This window comes from Amycolatopsis plumensis, from assembly GCF_042652605.1.
Classification (GTDB): domain Bacteria; phylum Actinomycetota; class Actinomycetes; order Mycobacteriales; family Pseudonocardiaceae; genus Amycolatopsis; species Amycolatopsis plumensis.
The window spans coordinates 2,103,281-2,119,720 of record NZ_JBHSJY010000001.1; the positions used below are offsets into that span (position 1 = coordinate 2,103,281).

Below are 16,440 nucleotides of genomic sequence, written 5' to 3' on the forward strand. Positions count from 1 at the left end.
GGCCGCTCGAGGTGCGCTTACTTCGCAGGGCCGAACCCGGCCTTGCCCAGCTCGGTCTTGCCCTCGGCTCCGAGGACGAAGTCGTCGAACTCCTTGGCCAGCGCGCTCTGGCCGCCCTTGACCACGGCGATCGGGTAGCTGTTGATCGCCTGCGCCGCCTCGGGGAAGTCGACCTTGTCGACCTTGCCCGCGGCCGACGTCGTGTCCGTGACGTAGACGAGGCCCGCGTCAGCGTCACCGGAGGCGACCTTGTTCAGCACCTGCTTGACGTCCTGTTCCTCGCTCTTCGGCTTGAGCGTGACGCCGGTCGCCGTCTCGACCTTCTCGGTGGCCGCACCGCACGGCACCTGCGGCGCGCAGGTGATCACGGTCAGGCCGGGCTTGTTCAGGTCGGCGAAGGACTTGATGCCCTTGGGGTTGCCGGGGGCCACGGCGATGGCGAGCTTGTTGGTCGCGAAGACCGTCGGCTGGCCGTCGATGACGCCGCCCTGGACGGCCTTGTCCATGGTGGCCTGGTCGGCCGCCGCGAAGACGTCGGCCTTGGCGCCGTTGGTCAGCTGCTGGACCAGGCCGGACGAGCCCGCGAAGCTGAACTTCACGGTGGTGCCGGGGTGCTTGGTCTCGAACGCCTTGCCGAGCGCGGTGAACGACTCGGTGAGCGACGCGGCCGCGAACACGGTCAGCGTGCCGCCACCGCCGGCGTTCCCGGCCCCCTTGGGCGCGGGCGCGGTGACGGACGACCCGCCGGTCTGCGTGCTGGGCTCGTCCGAGCTGCTGCACGCGCCCGCGAACAGGGCGACCGCAGCCACGACGAGAGCGAGCTTCTTCATTTACTTCCCTCCGGTGTTTCCACCACAACAGTGGTCGCTTTGACCACCGCCACCGCGAGCACGCCAGGGCGCAGGCCCAGCTCGCGGACGGCTTCCGTACTCATCAGGGACACCACGCGGTGCGCCCCGCACTGCAGTTCCACCTGGGCCATCACCTTGTCGGTGATCACCTCGGTGACCAGCCCCACGAACCTATTGCGGGCGGACCGCCCGACCGCCGACGGGTCGTCGGGCGCGGTGGCCTGCGCCCGGGCGAACCCGGCGAGCTGGGCGCCGTCGACGACCTTGCGGCCGGCGGCGTCGTCGGTCGCGGTCAGCTGCCCCGCGCGCACCCACCTCCGGACGGTGTCGTCGCTGACGCCGAGCAGGCGCGCGGCCTCGGACAACCGAAATTGCGGCATGCCGCAGACGTTATCTCCGCAGTTGAGGAAAAGCTACGCGGGACGCGCATTCCCCATGACTTCGGCGCGCAGCTGTTCGAGGATGACGTTCTGATAACGCTCGATCACTTTTCGCTCGGCCGGGGAGAACTGCGCGAGCTGCTCGCGGAGGGCGTCGAACGCCGACTCGAAGAGCGGCGCGAAGCGGTCGGCCGCCCCCGGGACCACCTCGACGAGGACCTTGCGGCGATCTTCGGGATCGCGCACGCGCCGGACCAGGCCGACCTTCTCCAGCCGGTCGATGACCCCGGTGACCGCACCGGTGGACAGGCCGGTCAGCCCGGCGATCCGGCCGGCCGTGAGTGGACCGCCCGCCTGGATGACCAGGTCGAACGTCTTGTGGTCGGTGCCGGACAGGCCCATCCGCTCGGCGATCCTGGCGTGCCGCAGGACGGTGAACGTGCTGCCTTGGCGGCCCAATTCCGCGAAGCGGAGAAGTTCCTCTTCGGTGACCGGGTAAGTCTTTTCCGTCACGGACCCTCGTTGGTTCGGCTGCTGAACAACTCAGTGCACAAAGTATCCTAGAGAAGAGGTCAGCCCGCCGGTTCCGGAGCTACGCTGTGCGTAATGACGGCAGTGGATCTCGGGTTTCCTCGCGTCCCCGGTACACGAGGGTCATCTCGCGTGCCCAGGCCCGAGAACCCCCATCTCATCGACACCTTCGGCCGGGTGGCCACCGATCTGCGGGTTTCCCTGACGGATCGCTGCAACCTGCGCTGCACCTACTGCATGCCCGCGGAAGGCCTCGACTGGATGCCGGGCGATCAGGTGCTCACCGACGATGAGCTGGTCCGGCTCATGAGGATCGCCGTCGAGCTGCTCGGCGTCACCGACATCCGGCTCACCGGCGGGGAACCGCTGTTGCGGCCGGGCCTCGAGGACCTCGTCGCGCGGATCACGGCGCTGTCGCCGCGGCCGCGGTTGTCCATGACCACCAACGGAATCGGGCTGGCCAAGCGCGCGGCCGGGCTCGCGGCGGCCGGGCTGGACCGGATCAACGTCTCGCTCGACACCGTCGACCCCGAGCTGTTCGAGACGATCACCCGGCGCGACCGGCTTTCGCACGTGCTCGCGGGCCTCGCGGCGGCACGGGACGCCGGAATGTCGCCGGTGAAGGTCAACGCGGTGCTGATCCGGGGGCTCAACGAGACCGAAGCCGTGCCGCTGCTGAAGTTCTGCCTCGACGAGGGCTACCGCCTGCGGTTCATCGAGCAGATGCCGCTGGACGCCCAGCACGGCTGGAACCGCGGCGAGATGATCACCGCGGCCGAGATCCTTTCGCTGCTCGGCACGGCGTTCTCGCTGACGCCGGCCAGCGAGGCGCGCGGCGGCGCACCGGCCGAGCGCTGGCTGGTCGACGGCGGGCCCGGCGACGTCGGCGTGATCGCGTCGGTGACCAGGCCGTTCTGCTCGGCCTGCGAGCGGACGCGGCTGACCGCCGACGGCGCGGTGCGCTCCTGCCTGTTCAGCAACGACGAGACGGATCTGCGCTCCCTCGCGCGCGCGGGCGCGCGCGATGAAGAGATTGCGGACGCCTGGCGGGCGACGATGTGGGGCAAGCTCGCCGGGCACGAGATCAACGACGCCGGGTTCGCGCAGCCGATCCGGCCGATGAGCGCGATCGGCGGCTGACGTGGCGACGGTGACCATCGTGGTGCGGTACTTCGCGGCGGCGCGGGCGGCGGCGGGCACGGAAGAGGAGAAGGTGCAGCTGCCGGCCGGGGCGACGGTCGCTGACGCGGTGGCCGAGCTGCGCCGCCTGCACCCGGCCTCCCTGCCGCGGCTCCTGGACGCGGTCAGCTACCTGCTGGACGGCATCGCAGTCCGCGACCTGACCCGCCCGCTGCGGAACGGCGCCGAGCTCGACGTCCTTCCCCCCTTCGCCGGCGGCTGACCCGCTCGGACTCGTGATCGACGGGCCGACACGCGGTCCCACCTGGGCGAGCTTGAGCCGAAGCCGGCAATGGCGTGCTCCGTTCGGCGCAGCCCCGCGCACTTCACCTCCCCTGTAAAACGCCGACCGCTCGGGTACGGCGGCCGACCGCTCGGCGACCGTCTTCCGGGCCGTCGGCGTGGCGGGTCACCGATTCCGGGTGTTCGCGGGAAGCTGATCGCCACCGGCCACCACGCCTTCCGGTGACCTGTTTCACGTGGTCCGTCGCCCTCCGTCGGCACGGGTGGGCCCGGCTGGCCGCCGCCGTCGCTTCAACCGGGTCGCCAAACCGCTCTAACGGGTGGGACTGCTGTGACTCTTGGGGCAACTGGTGCAGGATTGTCAAGTCTGGCGCGGTACCCCCGGCACCCATAAGATGCGCGCTTCAATCGCGATCCGGACGGCGCGAATGGCCCATTCGCCCCGCGAAACACGTGATGCAAGCCTCACGATCCGTGTTTTATCTCGAGGAGGAAACGGGCAGATAACGGCCGCCTGACCTGCACAAACAGGCATATCGACGGGGGTTGCGTGTCGTTACTGTGACGTAGGTCACGCCCCGAATAATTTCCGATCACGGCCGTCGTTACGTACCGTCGCTTTTCGGTTGGCCCCGACCGACCGAAGCAAGACCGGGAATCCGTAGCGCCTAGCCCTGTCCGACGGATCCCCGGACCCATACCCCGAGCGAAAGCATTTCCGGACAGGGACGAGGGGACGAGGAAGACGCGTCGTGCGTCGGAGTCGTCTGCCGGCCTGGGATGGCCGGCGCCAGGACCCCGAATCCTGACCCTCACACCGGTTCGTAGGCGCTGGAAACCGAGAAGCATCCAAATGTCTTACCGAGGCAAGCACCGCAAGATGTCCGCTGCCACCCGCACCGTCGCTCGCGTCGCCATCGCGGGCATTGCGGTCGGCGCTCCCCTCGCGATCGCCGCGACCCCCGCGTCGGCGACCAACTGGGACGCCATCGCGCAGTGCGAGAGCAGCGGCAACTGGAACACCAACACCGGCAACGGCTACTACGGCGGCCTGCAGTTCTCGCAGAGCACCTGGAAGGCCTACGGCGGCACCGGCAGCGCGGCGAACGCGTCCCGCGAGCAGCAGATCGCCGTGGCCGAGCGCGTCCTGCAGGGTCAGGGCATCGGCGCGTGGCCGGTCTGTGGCAAGAAGGGCGGCGGCGGTTCGTCGGCCCCCAAGGCCACCGGCAACACCACCAAGAAGGTGACCCCGAAGAAGAGCACGGCCCCGGCCGCCCCCAAGAAGGCGGCGGCTCCGGCCCCGGCGGCCGCCCCCGCGGCGACCGGCGTGAGCAGCTCGAACCCGGCCGGTGACTACACCGTCGTGGCGGGCGACACCCTGTCCAAGATCGCCAAGCAGTTCAACGTCCAGGGCGGCTACCAGAAGCTGCAGGAGCTGAACGCGAAGTACATCCCGAATGCGGACCTGATCCTCGTCGGGCAGAAGATCGCCACCAAGTGACGATCTCGCAGTGATGCACGAGTCCGGCCTCGAGCCGTGACCTGAAAGGGCTCCCACCGCCGATCCCCCGGGCGGTGGGAGCCCTTCACGCGTTCCGGGCCTGGTGCTGGGCAGCCCGGAACTGTCGGTGCCCGCCGGTAGGCTGGCAATCGGGGGCCGCATTGGCCCCTCAGAGCGCTCCAGACCGTCCGCCTCAGCGAACCGGACAGATCTGCCCAAAGAGCCCGCCCCAGCGCCCCCAGCCCCCTCCGCGGTCAATCAAGAGCCCCTCACCGCACCCCGGATCCGCTCCGCCTCCGCCAGCTGCATCCGCTCTCCCTTCCGCAGCACCTCGATCACCACCTCCAGCTGCTCCGGCGCGTACTCCGCCAGCAGCGCCCGGCCCGCCCGCTCGATCGGCCCGTAGACCTCCTCCAGCAGCTCCGCCGCCTCCGGCGTCAGCTCCACCACCGCCCGGCGCCGGTCGTCCGCGTCCGTGCGGCGCGTCAGGTGACCCGCGTTCGTAAGCCGCTGGATCGCCGTCGTCGTCGCGGCCGGGCTCAGGTTCGCCTCCGTCGCCAGCTTCCCCGCCGTCAACGTCCCCGCCGCCGCGACCAGGCCGATGATGCGCAGGTCCGTGCGGTTCACGCCGAACGCCGCGGCCGCCGCCTCGTCGACCACGTCGTTCGCCGCGCCGAACGCCGCCGCCGCGTGGGATGCCTCGGTGACCAGTGATTGCTTCGACACTCGAAAGAGTCTACCTTGGCCGGTAAGTATTTCGATCGTCGAAAGGATTTCCCGTGCCGACCACCCGCCAGGCCCTGCCCCGCTGGCTCCGTCCCGCCAACCGCGTCGTCCGCCTCCTGACCCGCCTGGGGCTGCGGCTGGGCACCGTGCACGTCCTGACCGTCCCCGGCCGCCGTTCGGGCGCGCCACGGCCCACTCCGGTCTCGCCACTCACCGTCGACGGCGACCGGTACGTCATCGCGGGGCTGCCCGAGGGCGACTGGGCGCGCAACGTCCGCGCCGCGGGCCGGGGCGAGCTGGCCTACGGCCGCCGGAAGCAGGCCGTGACGCTGACCGAAGTCACCGATCCGGGCGTCCGCGAGCAGGTCATGCGCGCCTTCCCGCGCGAGGTGCCGCACGGCGTGCCCATGTTCGTCAAGCTCGGCCTGGTCACCGGCGCCGACCCGGACGAGTTCGCCGCGGCCGCCGGCCGGGTCGCGGCGTTCCGGATCACGGCGAGTTGACCCACTCGTCCGTGCCGTCGGTGAAGTGCTGGTGCTTCCACACCGGCAGCCGCGCCTTGACCTCGTCGACGAGCTCCGAACACGCCGAGAACGCCTGCCCGCGGTGCTCCGCCGCCACGGCGCAGGCCAGGGCGACGTCGCCGATCGTCAGCGCGCCCAGCCGGTGGCTCACGGCGACCGCGCGGACGCCGGCCCAGCGCGCCGACAGGTCCGCGACGACGTCCGCGATCACCTGGCCCGCGCTGGGGTGGCCTTCGTACGTCAGGTCCCGGACGCCCTTGCCGCCGTCGTGGTCGCGGACCACCCCCGCGAACGTCACCACCGCGCCCGCCGCGTCGTCCTCGACCAGGCGGGCGTGCTCCTCGACCGACAGCGGCTCCTCGGTCACCAGCGCCCGCGCGACGCGCACCTCGGAAGCCGGCGCCGCGGGCCGCGGGTGGTCGCCGCCGGCCAGCTGGTCGACGGCGTGCTCGAGGATGCCGTCCAGAACGCCCAGGCCGTCCTTGACGCCGCCGCTGGAGCCGGGGAGGTTCACGACCAGGGTCCGTCCCGCCACCCCCGCCACCCCGCGCGACAGCACCGCCGTCGGCACCTTCGGCAGGCCGGCCGCGCGGATCGCGTCCGCGACGCCCGGCAGCTCGTGGTCGAGGACCGCGCGGGTGACGTCCGGGGTGCGGTCGGTCGGCGAGATCCCGGTGCCGCCGGTGGTGAGGACCACGGCGACGCCGTCGGCCAGCGCGGCCCGCAGCGCGACGCCCACCGGGTCGCCGTCTTCGACGACGACCGGCGCCGGCACGTCGTACCCGCGGTCCGCCAGCCAGGCGGCGATCACCGGGCCGGTCTTGTCCTCGTAGACGCCCTTCGCGGCGCGGTTGGACGCCACGATCACGCGCGCGGTGCGCTTCACGGCCGCTCCCAGGTTCCGGTCTTGCCGCCGTCCTTGCGGAGCAGGCGGACCTCGTCCAGCGTCGCCGCCGGGTCGACGGCCTTGATCATGTCGTGCAGCGTCAGCCCGGCGACGGCCACCGCGGTCAGCGCCTCCATCTCGACGCCGGTGACGTCGGTGGTCTTCGCCGTCGCGCGGATGCCTACCTCGGCCTCGCCGAGCGTGAACTCGACCTTGACGCCGGACAGCGCGATCTGGTGGCACAGCGGGATCAGCTCGGGCACCCGCTTGGCGCCCATGATCCCGGCGATGCGCGCGGTGGCGAGGGCGTCGCCCTTGGGGAGGCCGTCGGTGGCCAGCAGCCGGAGCACCTCGGCGGTGGTCCGCACGGTGCCGGCGGCGAGCGCGGTGCGTGCGGTGGCGGTCTTGCCGGAGACGTCGACCATCCGGGCGGCGCCGGATTCGTCGACGTGGCTGAGTTCACTCACCAGCCGAGGCTACTTCCACCCTTCGGGGGACAGGGCGGCGGCCGCAGGGTTCAGAACTGCGGAATCTGATAATCTGATCCCATGATGGAACTGACCGCCTCGGAAGCGTCCCGGTCGTTCTCCGCCGTGCTCGACGAGGCGGAGAAGGGCGAAACGATCGTCGTCACCCGCAACGGCAGGCGGGTGGCGCTCATCGTGCCCGCACCCCTCGCGAACGGGGCCGCCGTTTGCGCGGTGTTCCACCGCTGGGCCGGAAAGCTCGATGTCGACGAGGGGTTCGAGGAGAACGTGGCGAAGGTCCGAGAGACGGCATCGGCAGAGCTGGACGGCGACCCGTGGCGCGACTGATCCTCGACACCGGCATCCTCATCGACGCCGCGCGGCAACGGCTGCCCGCGGGAGCGATCGGCGAGGACGACGACGTCGCCGTACCGGCCCTGGCGATCACCGAGTACGAGGTGGGCCTGCGGCTCGACCCCAACCCGGCCCGCCGCGCGGCGCACAGCGCGTTCCTGGCGGAGTTCCTGGCGGTGACGCCGGTGGTCGACTACACGACGGATGTCGTCGAGCACCACGCCGAGCTGCTGGCCCACCTCCAGAGGAGCGGGCAGGCCCGCGGCGCGCACGACCTGATCATCGCGGCCACGGCCCGGGCCACCGGCCGCACGCTGGTGACCACGGACGGGCGTGCCCGGTTCGAGGAGCTTCCGGAGGTGGAGGTGAGGCTGCTGGAACGGGTTCGGTGAGGGGTCAGCGCTCTCTTCCGGGGGGCGCCCGCCGTTGCGGTGGGGGTCGACTATCCGGGAAAGCCTGTGCGCCGCCGGAAGGGGATCGCCCAAGCCCGAGTGGCCGCCGCCGGGGTCGTCGCCGCCAGCCCCGCGTGGGCGGCGGAGCCCGCCGCCGGGCGCGCGCCAAGCCCCGTGGCTGCCCACCCACCGCCGGGCAGCCACCGCGGAAGCGCGTTCAGCGCTCCGCGAGCACAGCCTTCCGGACCGCCTCGGCAACCGCCGGCGCGACCGCGCTGTCGAACACGCTCGGCACGATGAACGAAGCGTTCAGCTTCCCGTTGTCCACCACGTCCGCGATCGCGTCGGCCGCGGCCAGCAGCATCGAGTCGTCGATGTTGTGCGCGTTCGCGTCCAGCAGGCCGCGGAACACGCCCGGGAACGCCAGGACGTTGTTGATCTGGTTCGGGAAGTCGCTGCGGCCCGTCGCCACGACCGCCGCGTGCTTCTGGGCTTCCAGCGGGTCGATCTCCGGGTCCGGGTTGGCCAGTGCGAAGACGACGGCGTCGGACTTCATCGTCGCCACCTGCTCGGCTCCGAACAGGTTGGGCGCCGAGACGCCGATGAACACGTCCGCGCCCGCCAGCGCCTCGTGCAGGGTGCCGCTCACCTGCTCCTTGTTCGTGTGCGAGGCGATCCACGTCAGGTTGTCGTCGAGGTTGCCGCGGGCCGAGTGCACGATGCCGTCGATGTCCGCCGCGACGATGTCGCCCGGGTTCTTCTGCAGCAGGAGACGGATGATCGCCGAGCCCGCCGCGCCGACGCCGCTGACCACGATCTTGCAGTCCTCGATGTTCTTGCCCACCACGCGCAGGGCGTTGCGCAGCGCCGCCACGACGACGATCGCGGTGCCGTGCTGGTCGTCGTGGAACACCGGGATGTCCAGCTGCTCGCGCAGGCGCTTCTCGATCTCGAAGCACCGTGGCGCGGCGATGTCTTCGAGGTTGATGCCCGCGTACACCGGGGCCAGCGCCTTGGCGATCAGGATGATCTCCTCGGTGTCCTGGGTGTCCAGGCACACCGGCCACGCGTCGACGTCGGCGAACTTCTTGAACAGCGCCGCCTTGCCCTCCATCACCGGCAGCGCCGCCGCCGGGCCGATGTTGCCGAGGCCGAGCACCGCCGAGCCGTCGGTGAGCACCGCCACCGTGTTGCGCTTGATGGTCAGCCGGCGCGCGTCCTCGGGGTTGGCGGCGATCGCCTGGCAGACGCGGGCGACGCCCGGGGTGTAGGCACGCGAGAGGTCGTCACGGTTGCGGAGCGCGACCTTGGGCGTGACCTCGATCTTGCCGCCGAGGTGGATCAGGAACGTCCGGTCCGAGACCTTGCGGACCTTGACACCCGGCAGCGAGTCGAGCGTCTGGGTGATGTCGTTCGCGTGGTTCTCCGACAGCGCGTTGGCGCTGATGTCGACCACGATCGAGTCGGAGTGGGACTCGACGACGTCGAACGCGGTCAGCACGCCACCGACGCGGCCGACGGCGGCGGTCAGGTCCCCGGCCGCGGTGACCGAGGCCGGGGCCTCCACCCGGACGGTGATCGAATATCCGGGACCGGGAACCGGCATGGCACTACCCCCGTGGTGGGAAAGGTCGGCTGGGACGGGAGGAAACCTACTCCCGTGACCGCCCTCACGAGGGCCCGATACCGGTACTGACCAGTAACTATGCGGTCAGCGGTTGATCTCGGTCTCGGGGTGCACGTAAGGCACCGTGTCGAGCGGGAAGGTGACGTCGCCGAACGGCGACAGCGCGCCCTGGCGGTCGGACGCGAGCTCGGTCACGGGGTGCTCGCCGGCCTCGCCCGGCCACGTCGGGTCGATGCCCTTGTGCTTCTTCTCACCCTTGGCCACAACGTCCTCCACAGCCGTTCTCGACAGTCAACGAACAGTCTGCCTGAGGCCCGGCGGCCCGGCGCAACCGCCCGGTACCCTGGTCTTCTATGCCCGCGACCTCTTTGGCGGACTGGCTGCGTGCGGAGTCCGACGACGCACTCGCCGAGCTGCTCCGCACGCGGCGCGACCTGTCGACGCCCCCGCCCTCCGACAGCACCGTGCTGGCCACCCGGGCCGGCACCCCCGGCTCGGTCGCGCGCGCCTGCGAAGACCTCGACACCTTCACCCTCGCCGTGCTCGAAGCGTGCCTGCTCGCCGGCGCGGATCGCGATCCGGTCCCGGTCGAAGAGGTCGCGAAGCTCGTCGGCACCGACGTCGCCGCGCCGCTGGCCCGGCTCCGCGCGCGGGTGCTGGTCTGGGGCCCGGACGACGCCCTGCGCGTGCCGCCCGCCGCCCGGGAGGCCCTCGGGCCGTTCCCGGCCGGGCTGGGCGAATCGAAGCCCTCACTGGCGGACGAGGATCTCGGCGCGCGGCTCGCCGAGCTGTCCGACGACGAACGCGGCGTGCTGACCGCCCTCGCCGCCGGGCCGCCGATCGGCCGCACCCGCGACGCCGGGCTCGACCTCCCGCTCGAGAAGGCCGGGACGCCGGTGCAGAAGCTGCTCGCCCGCGGCCTGCTGCTGCGGCGCGACGACCAGACCGTCGAGCTGCCGCGCGAGCTCGGCATCGCGGTGCGCGGCGGGGTGTTCGCGCCCGGCACGCTCAACGAGCCCGAGCTGCCGGTCCACCCGCACCAGCCGTCCACTTTGGACGAGGCGGCGGCCGGTGAGGCGATGGAGTTCCTGCGCCACACCGAAGCCCTGCTGCGCGCGTGGTCGGCGGCGCCGCCGCCGGTGCTCAAGTCCGGCGGCCTCGGCGTGCGGGAGCTGAAGAAGCTCGCCAAGGACCTGGAGATCGACGACACCCAGGCGATCCTGGTGGCCGAGCTGGCCGTGGGCGCCGGGCTCGTCGCGGACAGCGAGGCGAGCGTGCCCGAGTGGGTGCCGACGACGCTGACCGACTCGTGGCTCGCGTCGCCGACCGCCCAGCGGTGGATGACGCTCGCCCAGGCGTGGCTGGAGCTGCCGCGCCTGCCGGGGATGGCCGGCGGCCGCGACGCCAAGGACAAGCCGATCGCACCGCTGTCGGAAGACCTCCGCCGCCCGCTGGCGCCGGTCTCGCGGCGGCGGATCCTCACCGCGCTGGCCGACCTGCCCCCGGGCGCCGGTGTGAAGAGCGTCGACGAGCTCGTCGCGGTGCTGGCCTGGCGCGCGCCGCGCCGGGGTGGACGGCTCCGGGACGAGACCGTCCGCTGGACGATGGCCGAAGCGAGCGCGCTCGGGATCGTCGGGCTCGGCGGCGTCACGACGGCGACGCGGGCGCTGCTCGCCGAAGACCGGCCGGGCGCGGTCGAAGCCATCCTGGACGCGCTGCCCGCACCGGTGGACCGCGTGCTGCTGCAGGCCGACCTGACGGTGGTCGCGCCGGGTCCGCTGGAGCCGGAGCTGGCTGCGGAAATGTCCGCCGTCGCCGACGTCGAGTCGGCGGGGCACGCGACGGTCTACCGGATCACCGAGGCGTCGGTGCGGCGCGCGCTGGACACCGGCCGCACGGCCGACGAGCTGCACGCGCTGTTCAAGGCCAAGTCGGCGACCCCGGTGCCGCAGGGGCTGAGCTACCTGATCGACGACGTCGCCCGGCGGCACGGACGGCTGCGCGGCGGCGTCGCGGCGTCGTTCCTGCGGTGCGACGACGAAGCCCTGCTGGCCGAGGTGCTCGCCCACCCGGTCGCGGCGGAGCACGCGCTGCGGCTGATCGCGCCGACGGTCGTGATCAGCCCGGACCCGCTGCACGAGGTGCTGGCGGCCCTGCGTGGCGCCGGGTTCGCCCCGGCGGCGGAAGGCCCGGACGGCCGGGTGGTCGACATCCGCCCCGGCGGCCGCCGCCTGCCGGCGAAGGCACGCGCGGCCCGCCGCAGCCCGGGTGAGCAGGCGGTGCTGACGGAGGACCAGGCGGTCCGGATCGTCTCCAACCTCCGCGCGGGCGACGCGGCTTCGGCCCGCCGCCGGGGTTCCGCGGTGCGGGCACCGGTCGGCGGCGGCGCGGACACGTCGGCGACGCTGGAACTGCTCTCCCGGGCGACGCTGGAGCGCCGCGAGGTGTGGATCGGCTTCGTGGACTCCCGCGGGACGGCGAGCCAGCGCGTGGTCCGGCCGGTGCGCGTCGGCGGTGGGGTCCTCGAAGGCGAGAACAACGAGCGCTACTCGCTCCACCGGATCACGTCCGCCGCGATCGTGGAGGACTGACGCCGGATCCGGTGAATCCCCCGCCGGACCGTCCGGGCCGGTGGTAGGCCTGGATCATGAAGTGGGGAACGCGCGTGACGGCGCTGGCGGCCGCGGCGGTCGTGACCGGGACGGGCTTCGCCGCGGCGGCCCACTCGGCGTACACCGTCCGCGGGACAGCGCATATCGCGAAGCCGGACGCCGAGCTCGAGCTCGGGCCGGGCCGGTTCGACCTGGACAGCGGGCCGGGCACTTTCGCCGGCACGATCACGCTGCCGCCGGTCGAGGTCACCCGGTCGCTGCCCGGCGTCGGCAAGGTCAGCGGCACCATCACGCTCGGCCCCGGCCACGCCCAGGGCTCGCTGGCCGGCGGCTTCTCCGGCTCGGCGACCTGGCCGGTGGCGCTCTCCGATGTCCGCGTCAACGGCGTGTCGTACGACGTCGGCGACGAGTGCGGCACAGCCGAGCCGCTGAAGACCCAGTTGACGTCGGACGACTTCGCCGTCGGCCGGGGCGGGCGCCTCGAATCGACGTACGCGATCGGGGCCTTCGAGAACTGCCGCTCGGCCACGCCGCTGATCAACGCCGTCGTCCCGGGCCCGGGCAACACGCTGGTCCTCGACCTCACCCCGGCCGGTTAGAGCGCGCGCAGGCCCGCCAGGACGCGTTCCATGAACTCGCGGGACGACCGGTCGCCGAGGATCAGCTCGGTCTGGTGGATCAGCACCAGGCCGATGTCGGCCATGTCGCCGACCAGCACCTTCACCACGCCCAGGGGCAGCCGCAGGTGCGCGGCGATCTCCGCCACGGACCGGGTGTCCAGGCACAGGTCGCAGATCCGGCGGTGCTCGACCGAGCGGACCCCGCGGTAGCGGCGCCCGTCGTCGGACGTCGAGACCAGCGCCTCCAGCGCCAGGTTGTGGTCGGACCGCGTGCGCCCGCCCGTGCGGGTGTACGGGCGGACCCGCGAACCCGGCGAAGCGGCGGGCGCCGGGCTCGCCACCCGGGCCGGCTCGTTCCAGGCCGGGTCCTCCCACGGTTCCGGGTTCGGGATCCAGCGCGTCTCCGGGTCCGGCGGCGGCGTCCAAGCGGCGGGTGGCGGCGGGGCCCACGCGGGCGGGGGTGCCGCCTGCCGTGACACCGGCGGAGCCACCGGGTGCGGCCGCGAGGCGGGGACCGGTGGCCGCGGTGCGGGCGGGCGAGGGGCGGGCGGGCGCTGGTGGCTCGGCGGAGCAGGGGGACGTGCGCCGCGCGGCGGGGTCCACGCGGGCTCCAGCGGCGGGGGTTCCGGCTCGAACCGGTCCCCGTCCTGCCATTCCGGCTCGACGGGGTCGTAACCGTCGTCGGCCACGACGGGCGAGTGGGTGCCCTCGAAGCCCAACGGGTCCGGGAGGGGGTGCTCCGCCGCGCGGCGGCCTCGGTAGCCACCGAACGCGGGGCGCGGGGGCTCCTCGTCGGAGAAGCCCGGATGGCCGCCCGGGTAGCCCGCGGGCTCGGCGCGGTCGTAGTCATCGGCGGCGTACTCCGGCGAGCGCCCGGCCTGGTAACCGCCGGGCTCACGGCGATCGTGGTCATCGGCGGCGTACTCCGCCGACCGCTCGCCCTGGTAGCCCGCGGGCTCACGCCGGTCAAAGTCATCGCCCGCGTACTCCGGCGACCGCCCGGCCTGGTAGCCCCCGGGTTCGCGCCGATCGGCGGCGTGCTCCCGCGACCGCCTGCCCGGGAGAGCCCCGGGCTCCGGCACGCGCCTGGCCCGGCGACCCGTGGGCTCCTCGCCGAACTCCGGAGCGGACTCCGGAGCGGCGTGATCGTCCTCGTCGTCGGCCGAGGAGCCCCACTCGCGGGTGTCCTCGTCGGTGTAGCCCTGCGCGTCCGGCTGCGGGCGCGACGGCTTGCGCTTGGGCATGATCATCGACAACGTCGACATGTCGAACTTGCTGGGCGAATCGAAGCCCTCGCGCTCGGTGCCGCGGTGCAGGGCGTCCCAGCCGCTGGAGTCCGGATCGTCGAATCCCGAAATCCTCATCTCGCCCTACCCACGCACGCCGCCTTGCAGCTGGGCGCGCAGCTCGGGGGTGATCTGCTGGCCGACCCGCTCGACGAGCAGGGTCATCTCGTACGCGACCGTGCCGATGTCGCACGTCGGCGCGGCCAGCACGGCCAGCGACGAACCGTCCGAAACGGACATCAGGAACAAGTAGCCGCGCTCCATCTCCACCACGGTCTGGTTGACGCCGCCCGCTTCGAAACAGCGCGCGGCCCCCGCCGTCAGGCTGATCAGCCCGGACGCGACCGCCGACAGCTGTTCGGCGCGTTCCTGGGGCAGCCCTTCCGACGGCGCCAGCAGCAACCCGTCCGCGGACACCAGAACGGCGTGCGCGGCACCGGGTACCCGGCGGACGAAGTCCGTGATGAGCCAGCCGAACGAACCCTGGCCGGAAGCCGTCACTCCTGCTCCTCCTTGCTCGTGCGGCGTCGCCCGCCGCACCCCGGAGCGCCCGGCACGGCCGGTCGGCGACGCCACGGTAAAGCGTATTCGCACCGCCGGTGGTGTCGAGTCCGCCACCGGCCGGCCGCAGCGCACCCTACGTGCGGGCCCGGTGAAGTTCCGCGGCAACCCGGCTCGCCTCCCCCATCCGGGGGACGTCGCACGGCTCGCACCCGTAGGGTATCGGCGCAGGTCAAGCCGGGTCACGGCGCTCCACGGACACCACGCCCAGGGACCGGACAGGCCGCTGCTCCTCCGGACGGTGACCGCACTCCCCGAACTGGGTGAAGCACGCGGAGTTCACTCCAACGGCCGCATCCGGATCGGGGGGTCATGGGCTATCCCGCGCGCAACGCCGAATCGTGCGCGATCGCGTGCTGCACGACCGAGATCAGCACCTGCTTCGCGGACTCACGCTCGCGCGCGTCGCACGCCATGATCGGGACCGACGGCGCGATGGTGAGCGCGTGCCGGACGTCCTCGATCTGGTGGTGCAGCAGCCGGTCGAAGCAGTTGATGGCCACGACGTAGGGCAGCTTCCGGTTCTCGAAGAAGTCGATCGACGGGAACGCGTCGGCCAGCCGCCGCGTGTCGACCAGCACGACCGCGCCGATGGCGCCGACCGCGAGGTCGTCCCACATGAACCAGAACCGGTGCTGACCCGGCGTGCCGAACACGTACAGCACCAGGTCCGAGTCCAGCGAGATGCGCCCGAAGTCCATCGCCACGGTGGTGGTGGTCTTGTTGGGCGTGGCCGAGGTGTCGTCGTGCCCGACGCTGGCCTCGGTCATCATGGCCTCGGTGGTCAGCGGGTCGATCTCGGAGATCGCCCCGACCAGCGTTGTCTTCCCCGAACCGAACCCGCCGGCGACCACGATCTTGGCCGACGAGGTCGGACCCGTCACCTGCGGCGCGTTCGCGTCGGAGTCAAATTCTCCGAAGCCCACTGAGCACCCTTTCCATGAACTCGATACTCGGGCGGTCGCCCACGGTCGGGCTGCTGGAGTGCACCAGCACCAGCCCGAGGCCCGCCACGTCACCAATCAACACCCGCACCACGCCGAGAGGCAGGCGCAGCAGCGCCGCCACCTCGGCCACCGACCTGGTGTCGAGGCACAGGTCGCAGATCGACCGGTGCTCGGGCACCCGGACCCGGTCGAGCATCCGGCCCTGTTCGCTGGTCGAGATCAACGCCTCGATGGCCAGGTCGAGCGTCGCCTTCGTCCGGCCGCGGGTCCGGAAGTACGGCCGGACCAGGCCGGACGTCTCCATCTCCGTCGGCGGCGACTCGTCGACGTACTCCTGGCTGGCCTGCCGCGGCAGCGCCGCGGCGAACTCGCCGGAGTCCGGCCCCGAGCCGAAGTCACGCTCGGTCGTGTACGCCGCGAAGTCGCGCGCGTCGTACAGCGGCCCGCTCGAGCCGCCGAACAGCTCCGCGCCCGGACCGCCGAGGAGGCGGTCGCGGTACTCGGTGCCGCCGGCGATCGGCCGGATCGGTTCCTGCCCGGCGTTGCTATCGGTCAGCCAGTTCGGCGGCTCCCGCACGGGGTCGCTGTCGGAGGCCTGTACCCGGCGCGCCCGCCACTCGCGGTCGACGCGGTCCCGGAACGACTGCCAGTCCTCGCGGTTTTCGTCCGATGGGTCGGACCACCCGCCGGAGAAGTCGTCACCGAGCCGGCCATCACCCCTCAAGCGCCCGTCGTCCACGGCTCTCTCCTCGG

At 72.3% G+C, this 16,440-nt stretch carries 20 protein-coding genes; 8 read left to right on the forward strand and 12 right to left on the reverse strand.

Going from position 1 to position 16,440, the window contains the following annotated elements; genetic code table 11:
- Window positions 1–17 precede the first annotated feature (17 nt).
- The 3 genes from modA to ACFPLC_RS09845 are packed head-to-tail and all read right to left on the reverse strand — an operon-like array spanning window position 18 to window position 1,744.
- Window positions 18–830, reverse strand: a complete 813-nt coding sequence (gene modA / locus ACFPLC_RS09835; protein ID WP_378193960.1) for a molybdate ABC transporter substrate-binding protein — start codon at window positions 828–830, stop codon at window positions 18–20.
- Window positions 827–1,231, reverse strand: coding sequence for a TOBE domain-containing protein (locus ACFPLC_RS09840; RefSeq protein WP_378193963.1), 405 nt, complete (start codon window positions 1,229–1,231; stop codon window positions 827–829). The genes modA and ACFPLC_RS09840 overlap by 4 nt, the downstream gene beginning before the upstream one ends.
- Before the next feature lie 33 nt (window positions 1,232–1,264).
- Window positions 1,265–1,744, reverse strand: a complete 480-nt coding sequence (locus ACFPLC_RS09845) for a MarR family winged helix-turn-helix transcriptional regulator (RefSeq protein WP_378193966.1) — start codon at window positions 1,742–1,744, stop codon at window positions 1,265–1,267.
- Between the two features lie 150 nt (window positions 1,745–1,894).
- Between ACFPLC_RS09845 and moaA the strand changes: the two genes are divergently transcribed.
- The 3 genes from moaA to ACFPLC_RS09860 all read left to right on the forward strand — a co-directional run bounded on the left by moaA (window position 1,895) and on the right by ACFPLC_RS09860 (window position 4,685).
- Window positions 1,895–2,902: a GTP 3',8-cyclase MoaA gene (gene moaA / locus ACFPLC_RS09850; RefSeq protein ID WP_378193968.1), complete on the forward strand. Its 1,008-nt coding sequence runs from the start codon at window positions 1,895–1,897 to the stop codon at window positions 2,900–2,902.
- Between the two features lie 10 nt (window positions 2,903–2,912).
- A complete protein-coding gene (locus ACFPLC_RS09855) occupies window positions 2,913–3,164 on the forward strand; it encodes a MoaD/ThiS family protein (RefSeq protein WP_191315896.1) in 252 nt (83 codons plus the stop codon).
- Between the two features lie 873 nt (window positions 3,165–4,037).
- Entirely contained in the window at window positions 4,038–4,685 is a 648-nt protein-coding gene (locus tag ACFPLC_RS09860) for a transglycosylase family protein (RefSeq protein ID WP_378193972.1), read from the forward strand.
- A 258-nt stretch (window positions 4,686–4,943) separates the two neighbouring features.
- Here ACFPLC_RS09860 and ACFPLC_RS09865 read toward each other — a convergent pair whose 3' ends face one another.
- Window positions 4,944–5,411 (reverse strand): MarR family winged helix-turn-helix transcriptional regulator, encoded by a 468-nt coding sequence (locus ACFPLC_RS09865; RefSeq protein ID WP_378193975.1) that lies wholly within the window; start codon window positions 5,409–5,411, stop codon window positions 4,944–4,946.
- Window positions 5,412–5,464: 53 nt separating this feature from the next.
- Between ACFPLC_RS09865 and ACFPLC_RS09870 the strand changes: the two genes are divergently transcribed.
- Entirely contained in the window at window positions 5,465–5,914 is a 450-nt protein-coding gene (locus ACFPLC_RS09870) for a nitroreductase/quinone reductase family protein (RefSeq protein WP_378193979.1), read from the forward strand.
- Here the strand turns inward: ACFPLC_RS09870 and ACFPLC_RS09875 are convergent.
- Window positions 5,901–6,821, reverse strand: coding sequence for a molybdenum cofactor biosynthesis protein MoaE (locus ACFPLC_RS09875; protein WP_378193982.1), 921 nt, complete (start codon window positions 6,819–6,821; stop codon window positions 5,901–5,903). The genes ACFPLC_RS09870 and ACFPLC_RS09875 overlap by 14 nt on opposite strands.
- On the reverse strand, window positions 6,818–7,288 hold the full coding sequence (gene moaC, locus ACFPLC_RS09880; protein ID WP_378193985.1) for a cyclic pyranopterin monophosphate synthase MoaC: 471 nt from the start codon (window positions 7,286–7,288) through the stop codon (window positions 6,818–6,820). The genes ACFPLC_RS09875 and moaC overlap by 4 nt, the downstream gene beginning before the upstream one ends.
- An 81-nt stretch (window positions 7,289–7,369) precedes the next feature.
- On the opposite strand from moaC, the gene ACFPLC_RS09885 reads away from it, so the two are divergent.
- A complete protein-coding gene (locus tag ACFPLC_RS09885; protein ID WP_378193988.1) occupies window positions 7,370–7,636 on the forward strand; it encodes a type II toxin-antitoxin system Phd/YefM family antitoxin in 267 nt (88 codons plus the stop codon).
- Window positions 7,624–8,034 (forward strand): PIN domain-containing protein, encoded by a 411-nt coding sequence (locus ACFPLC_RS09890; protein WP_378193991.1) that lies wholly within the window; start codon window positions 7,624–7,626, stop codon window positions 8,032–8,034. Before ACFPLC_RS09885 ends, ACFPLC_RS09890 begins: the two co-directional genes overlap by 13 nt.
- A 217-nt stretch (window positions 8,035–8,251) precedes the next feature.
- On the opposite strand, the gene ACFPLC_RS09895 is transcribed toward ACFPLC_RS09890, so the two are convergent.
- Both ACFPLC_RS09895 and ACFPLC_RS09900 read right to left on the reverse strand, forming a co-directional pair.
- The gene (locus ACFPLC_RS09895; RefSeq protein ID WP_191315890.1) at window positions 8,252–9,640 is read right to left on the reverse strand and encodes an NAD-dependent malic enzyme; all 1,389 of its coding nucleotides are present in this window, start codon (window positions 9,638–9,640) and stop codon (window positions 8,252–8,254) included.
- A 105-nt stretch (window positions 9,641–9,745) separates the two neighbouring features.
- Window positions 9,746–9,925, reverse strand: a complete 180-nt coding sequence (locus tag ACFPLC_RS09900) for a hypothetical protein (RefSeq protein ID WP_191315889.1) — start codon at window positions 9,923–9,925, stop codon at window positions 9,746–9,748.
- 89 nt (window positions 9,926–10,014) lie between these two features.
- Here ACFPLC_RS09900 and ACFPLC_RS09905 point away from each other — a divergent pair, with 89 nt between their 5' ends.
- Window positions 10,015–12,252, forward strand: a complete 2,238-nt coding sequence (locus ACFPLC_RS09905) for a helicase-associated domain-containing protein (protein WP_378193995.1) — start codon at window positions 10,015–10,017, stop codon at window positions 12,250–12,252.
- 56 nt (window positions 12,253–12,308) lie between these two features.
- The gene (locus ACFPLC_RS09910; RefSeq protein ID WP_378193998.1) at window positions 12,309–12,872 is read left to right on the forward strand and encodes a hypothetical protein; all 564 of its coding nucleotides are present in this window, start codon (window positions 12,309–12,311) and stop codon (window positions 12,870–12,872) included.
- Here the strand turns inward: ACFPLC_RS09910 and ACFPLC_RS09915 are convergent.
- The 4 genes from ACFPLC_RS09915 to ACFPLC_RS09930 all read right to left on the reverse strand — a co-directional run bounded on the left by ACFPLC_RS09915 (window position 12,869) and on the right by ACFPLC_RS09930 (window position 16,426).
- Complete coding sequence (locus ACFPLC_RS09915) at window positions 12,869–14,257, reverse strand: DUF742 domain-containing protein (RefSeq protein WP_378194001.1); 1,389 nt, start codon at window positions 14,255–14,257, stop codon at window positions 12,869–12,871. The genes ACFPLC_RS09910 and ACFPLC_RS09915 overlap by 4 nt on opposite strands.
- 6 nt (window positions 14,258–14,263) lie before the next feature.
- On the reverse strand, window positions 14,264–14,680 hold the full coding sequence (locus ACFPLC_RS09920) for a roadblock/LC7 domain-containing protein (protein WP_043776340.1): 417 nt from the start codon (window positions 14,678–14,680) through the stop codon (window positions 14,264–14,266).
- A gap of 377 nt (window positions 14,681–15,057) precedes the next feature.
- Complete coding sequence (locus tag ACFPLC_RS09925; protein ID WP_043776338.1) at window positions 15,058–15,666, reverse strand: GTP-binding protein; 609 nt, start codon at window positions 15,664–15,666, stop codon at window positions 15,058–15,060.
- Complete coding sequence (locus ACFPLC_RS09930; RefSeq protein ID WP_378194006.1) at window positions 15,647–16,426, reverse strand: DUF742 domain-containing protein; 780 nt, start codon at window positions 16,424–16,426, stop codon at window positions 15,647–15,649. Before ACFPLC_RS09930 ends, ACFPLC_RS09925 begins: the two co-directional genes overlap by 20 nt.
- Between the last annotated feature and the right edge of the window lie 14 nt (window positions 16,427–16,440).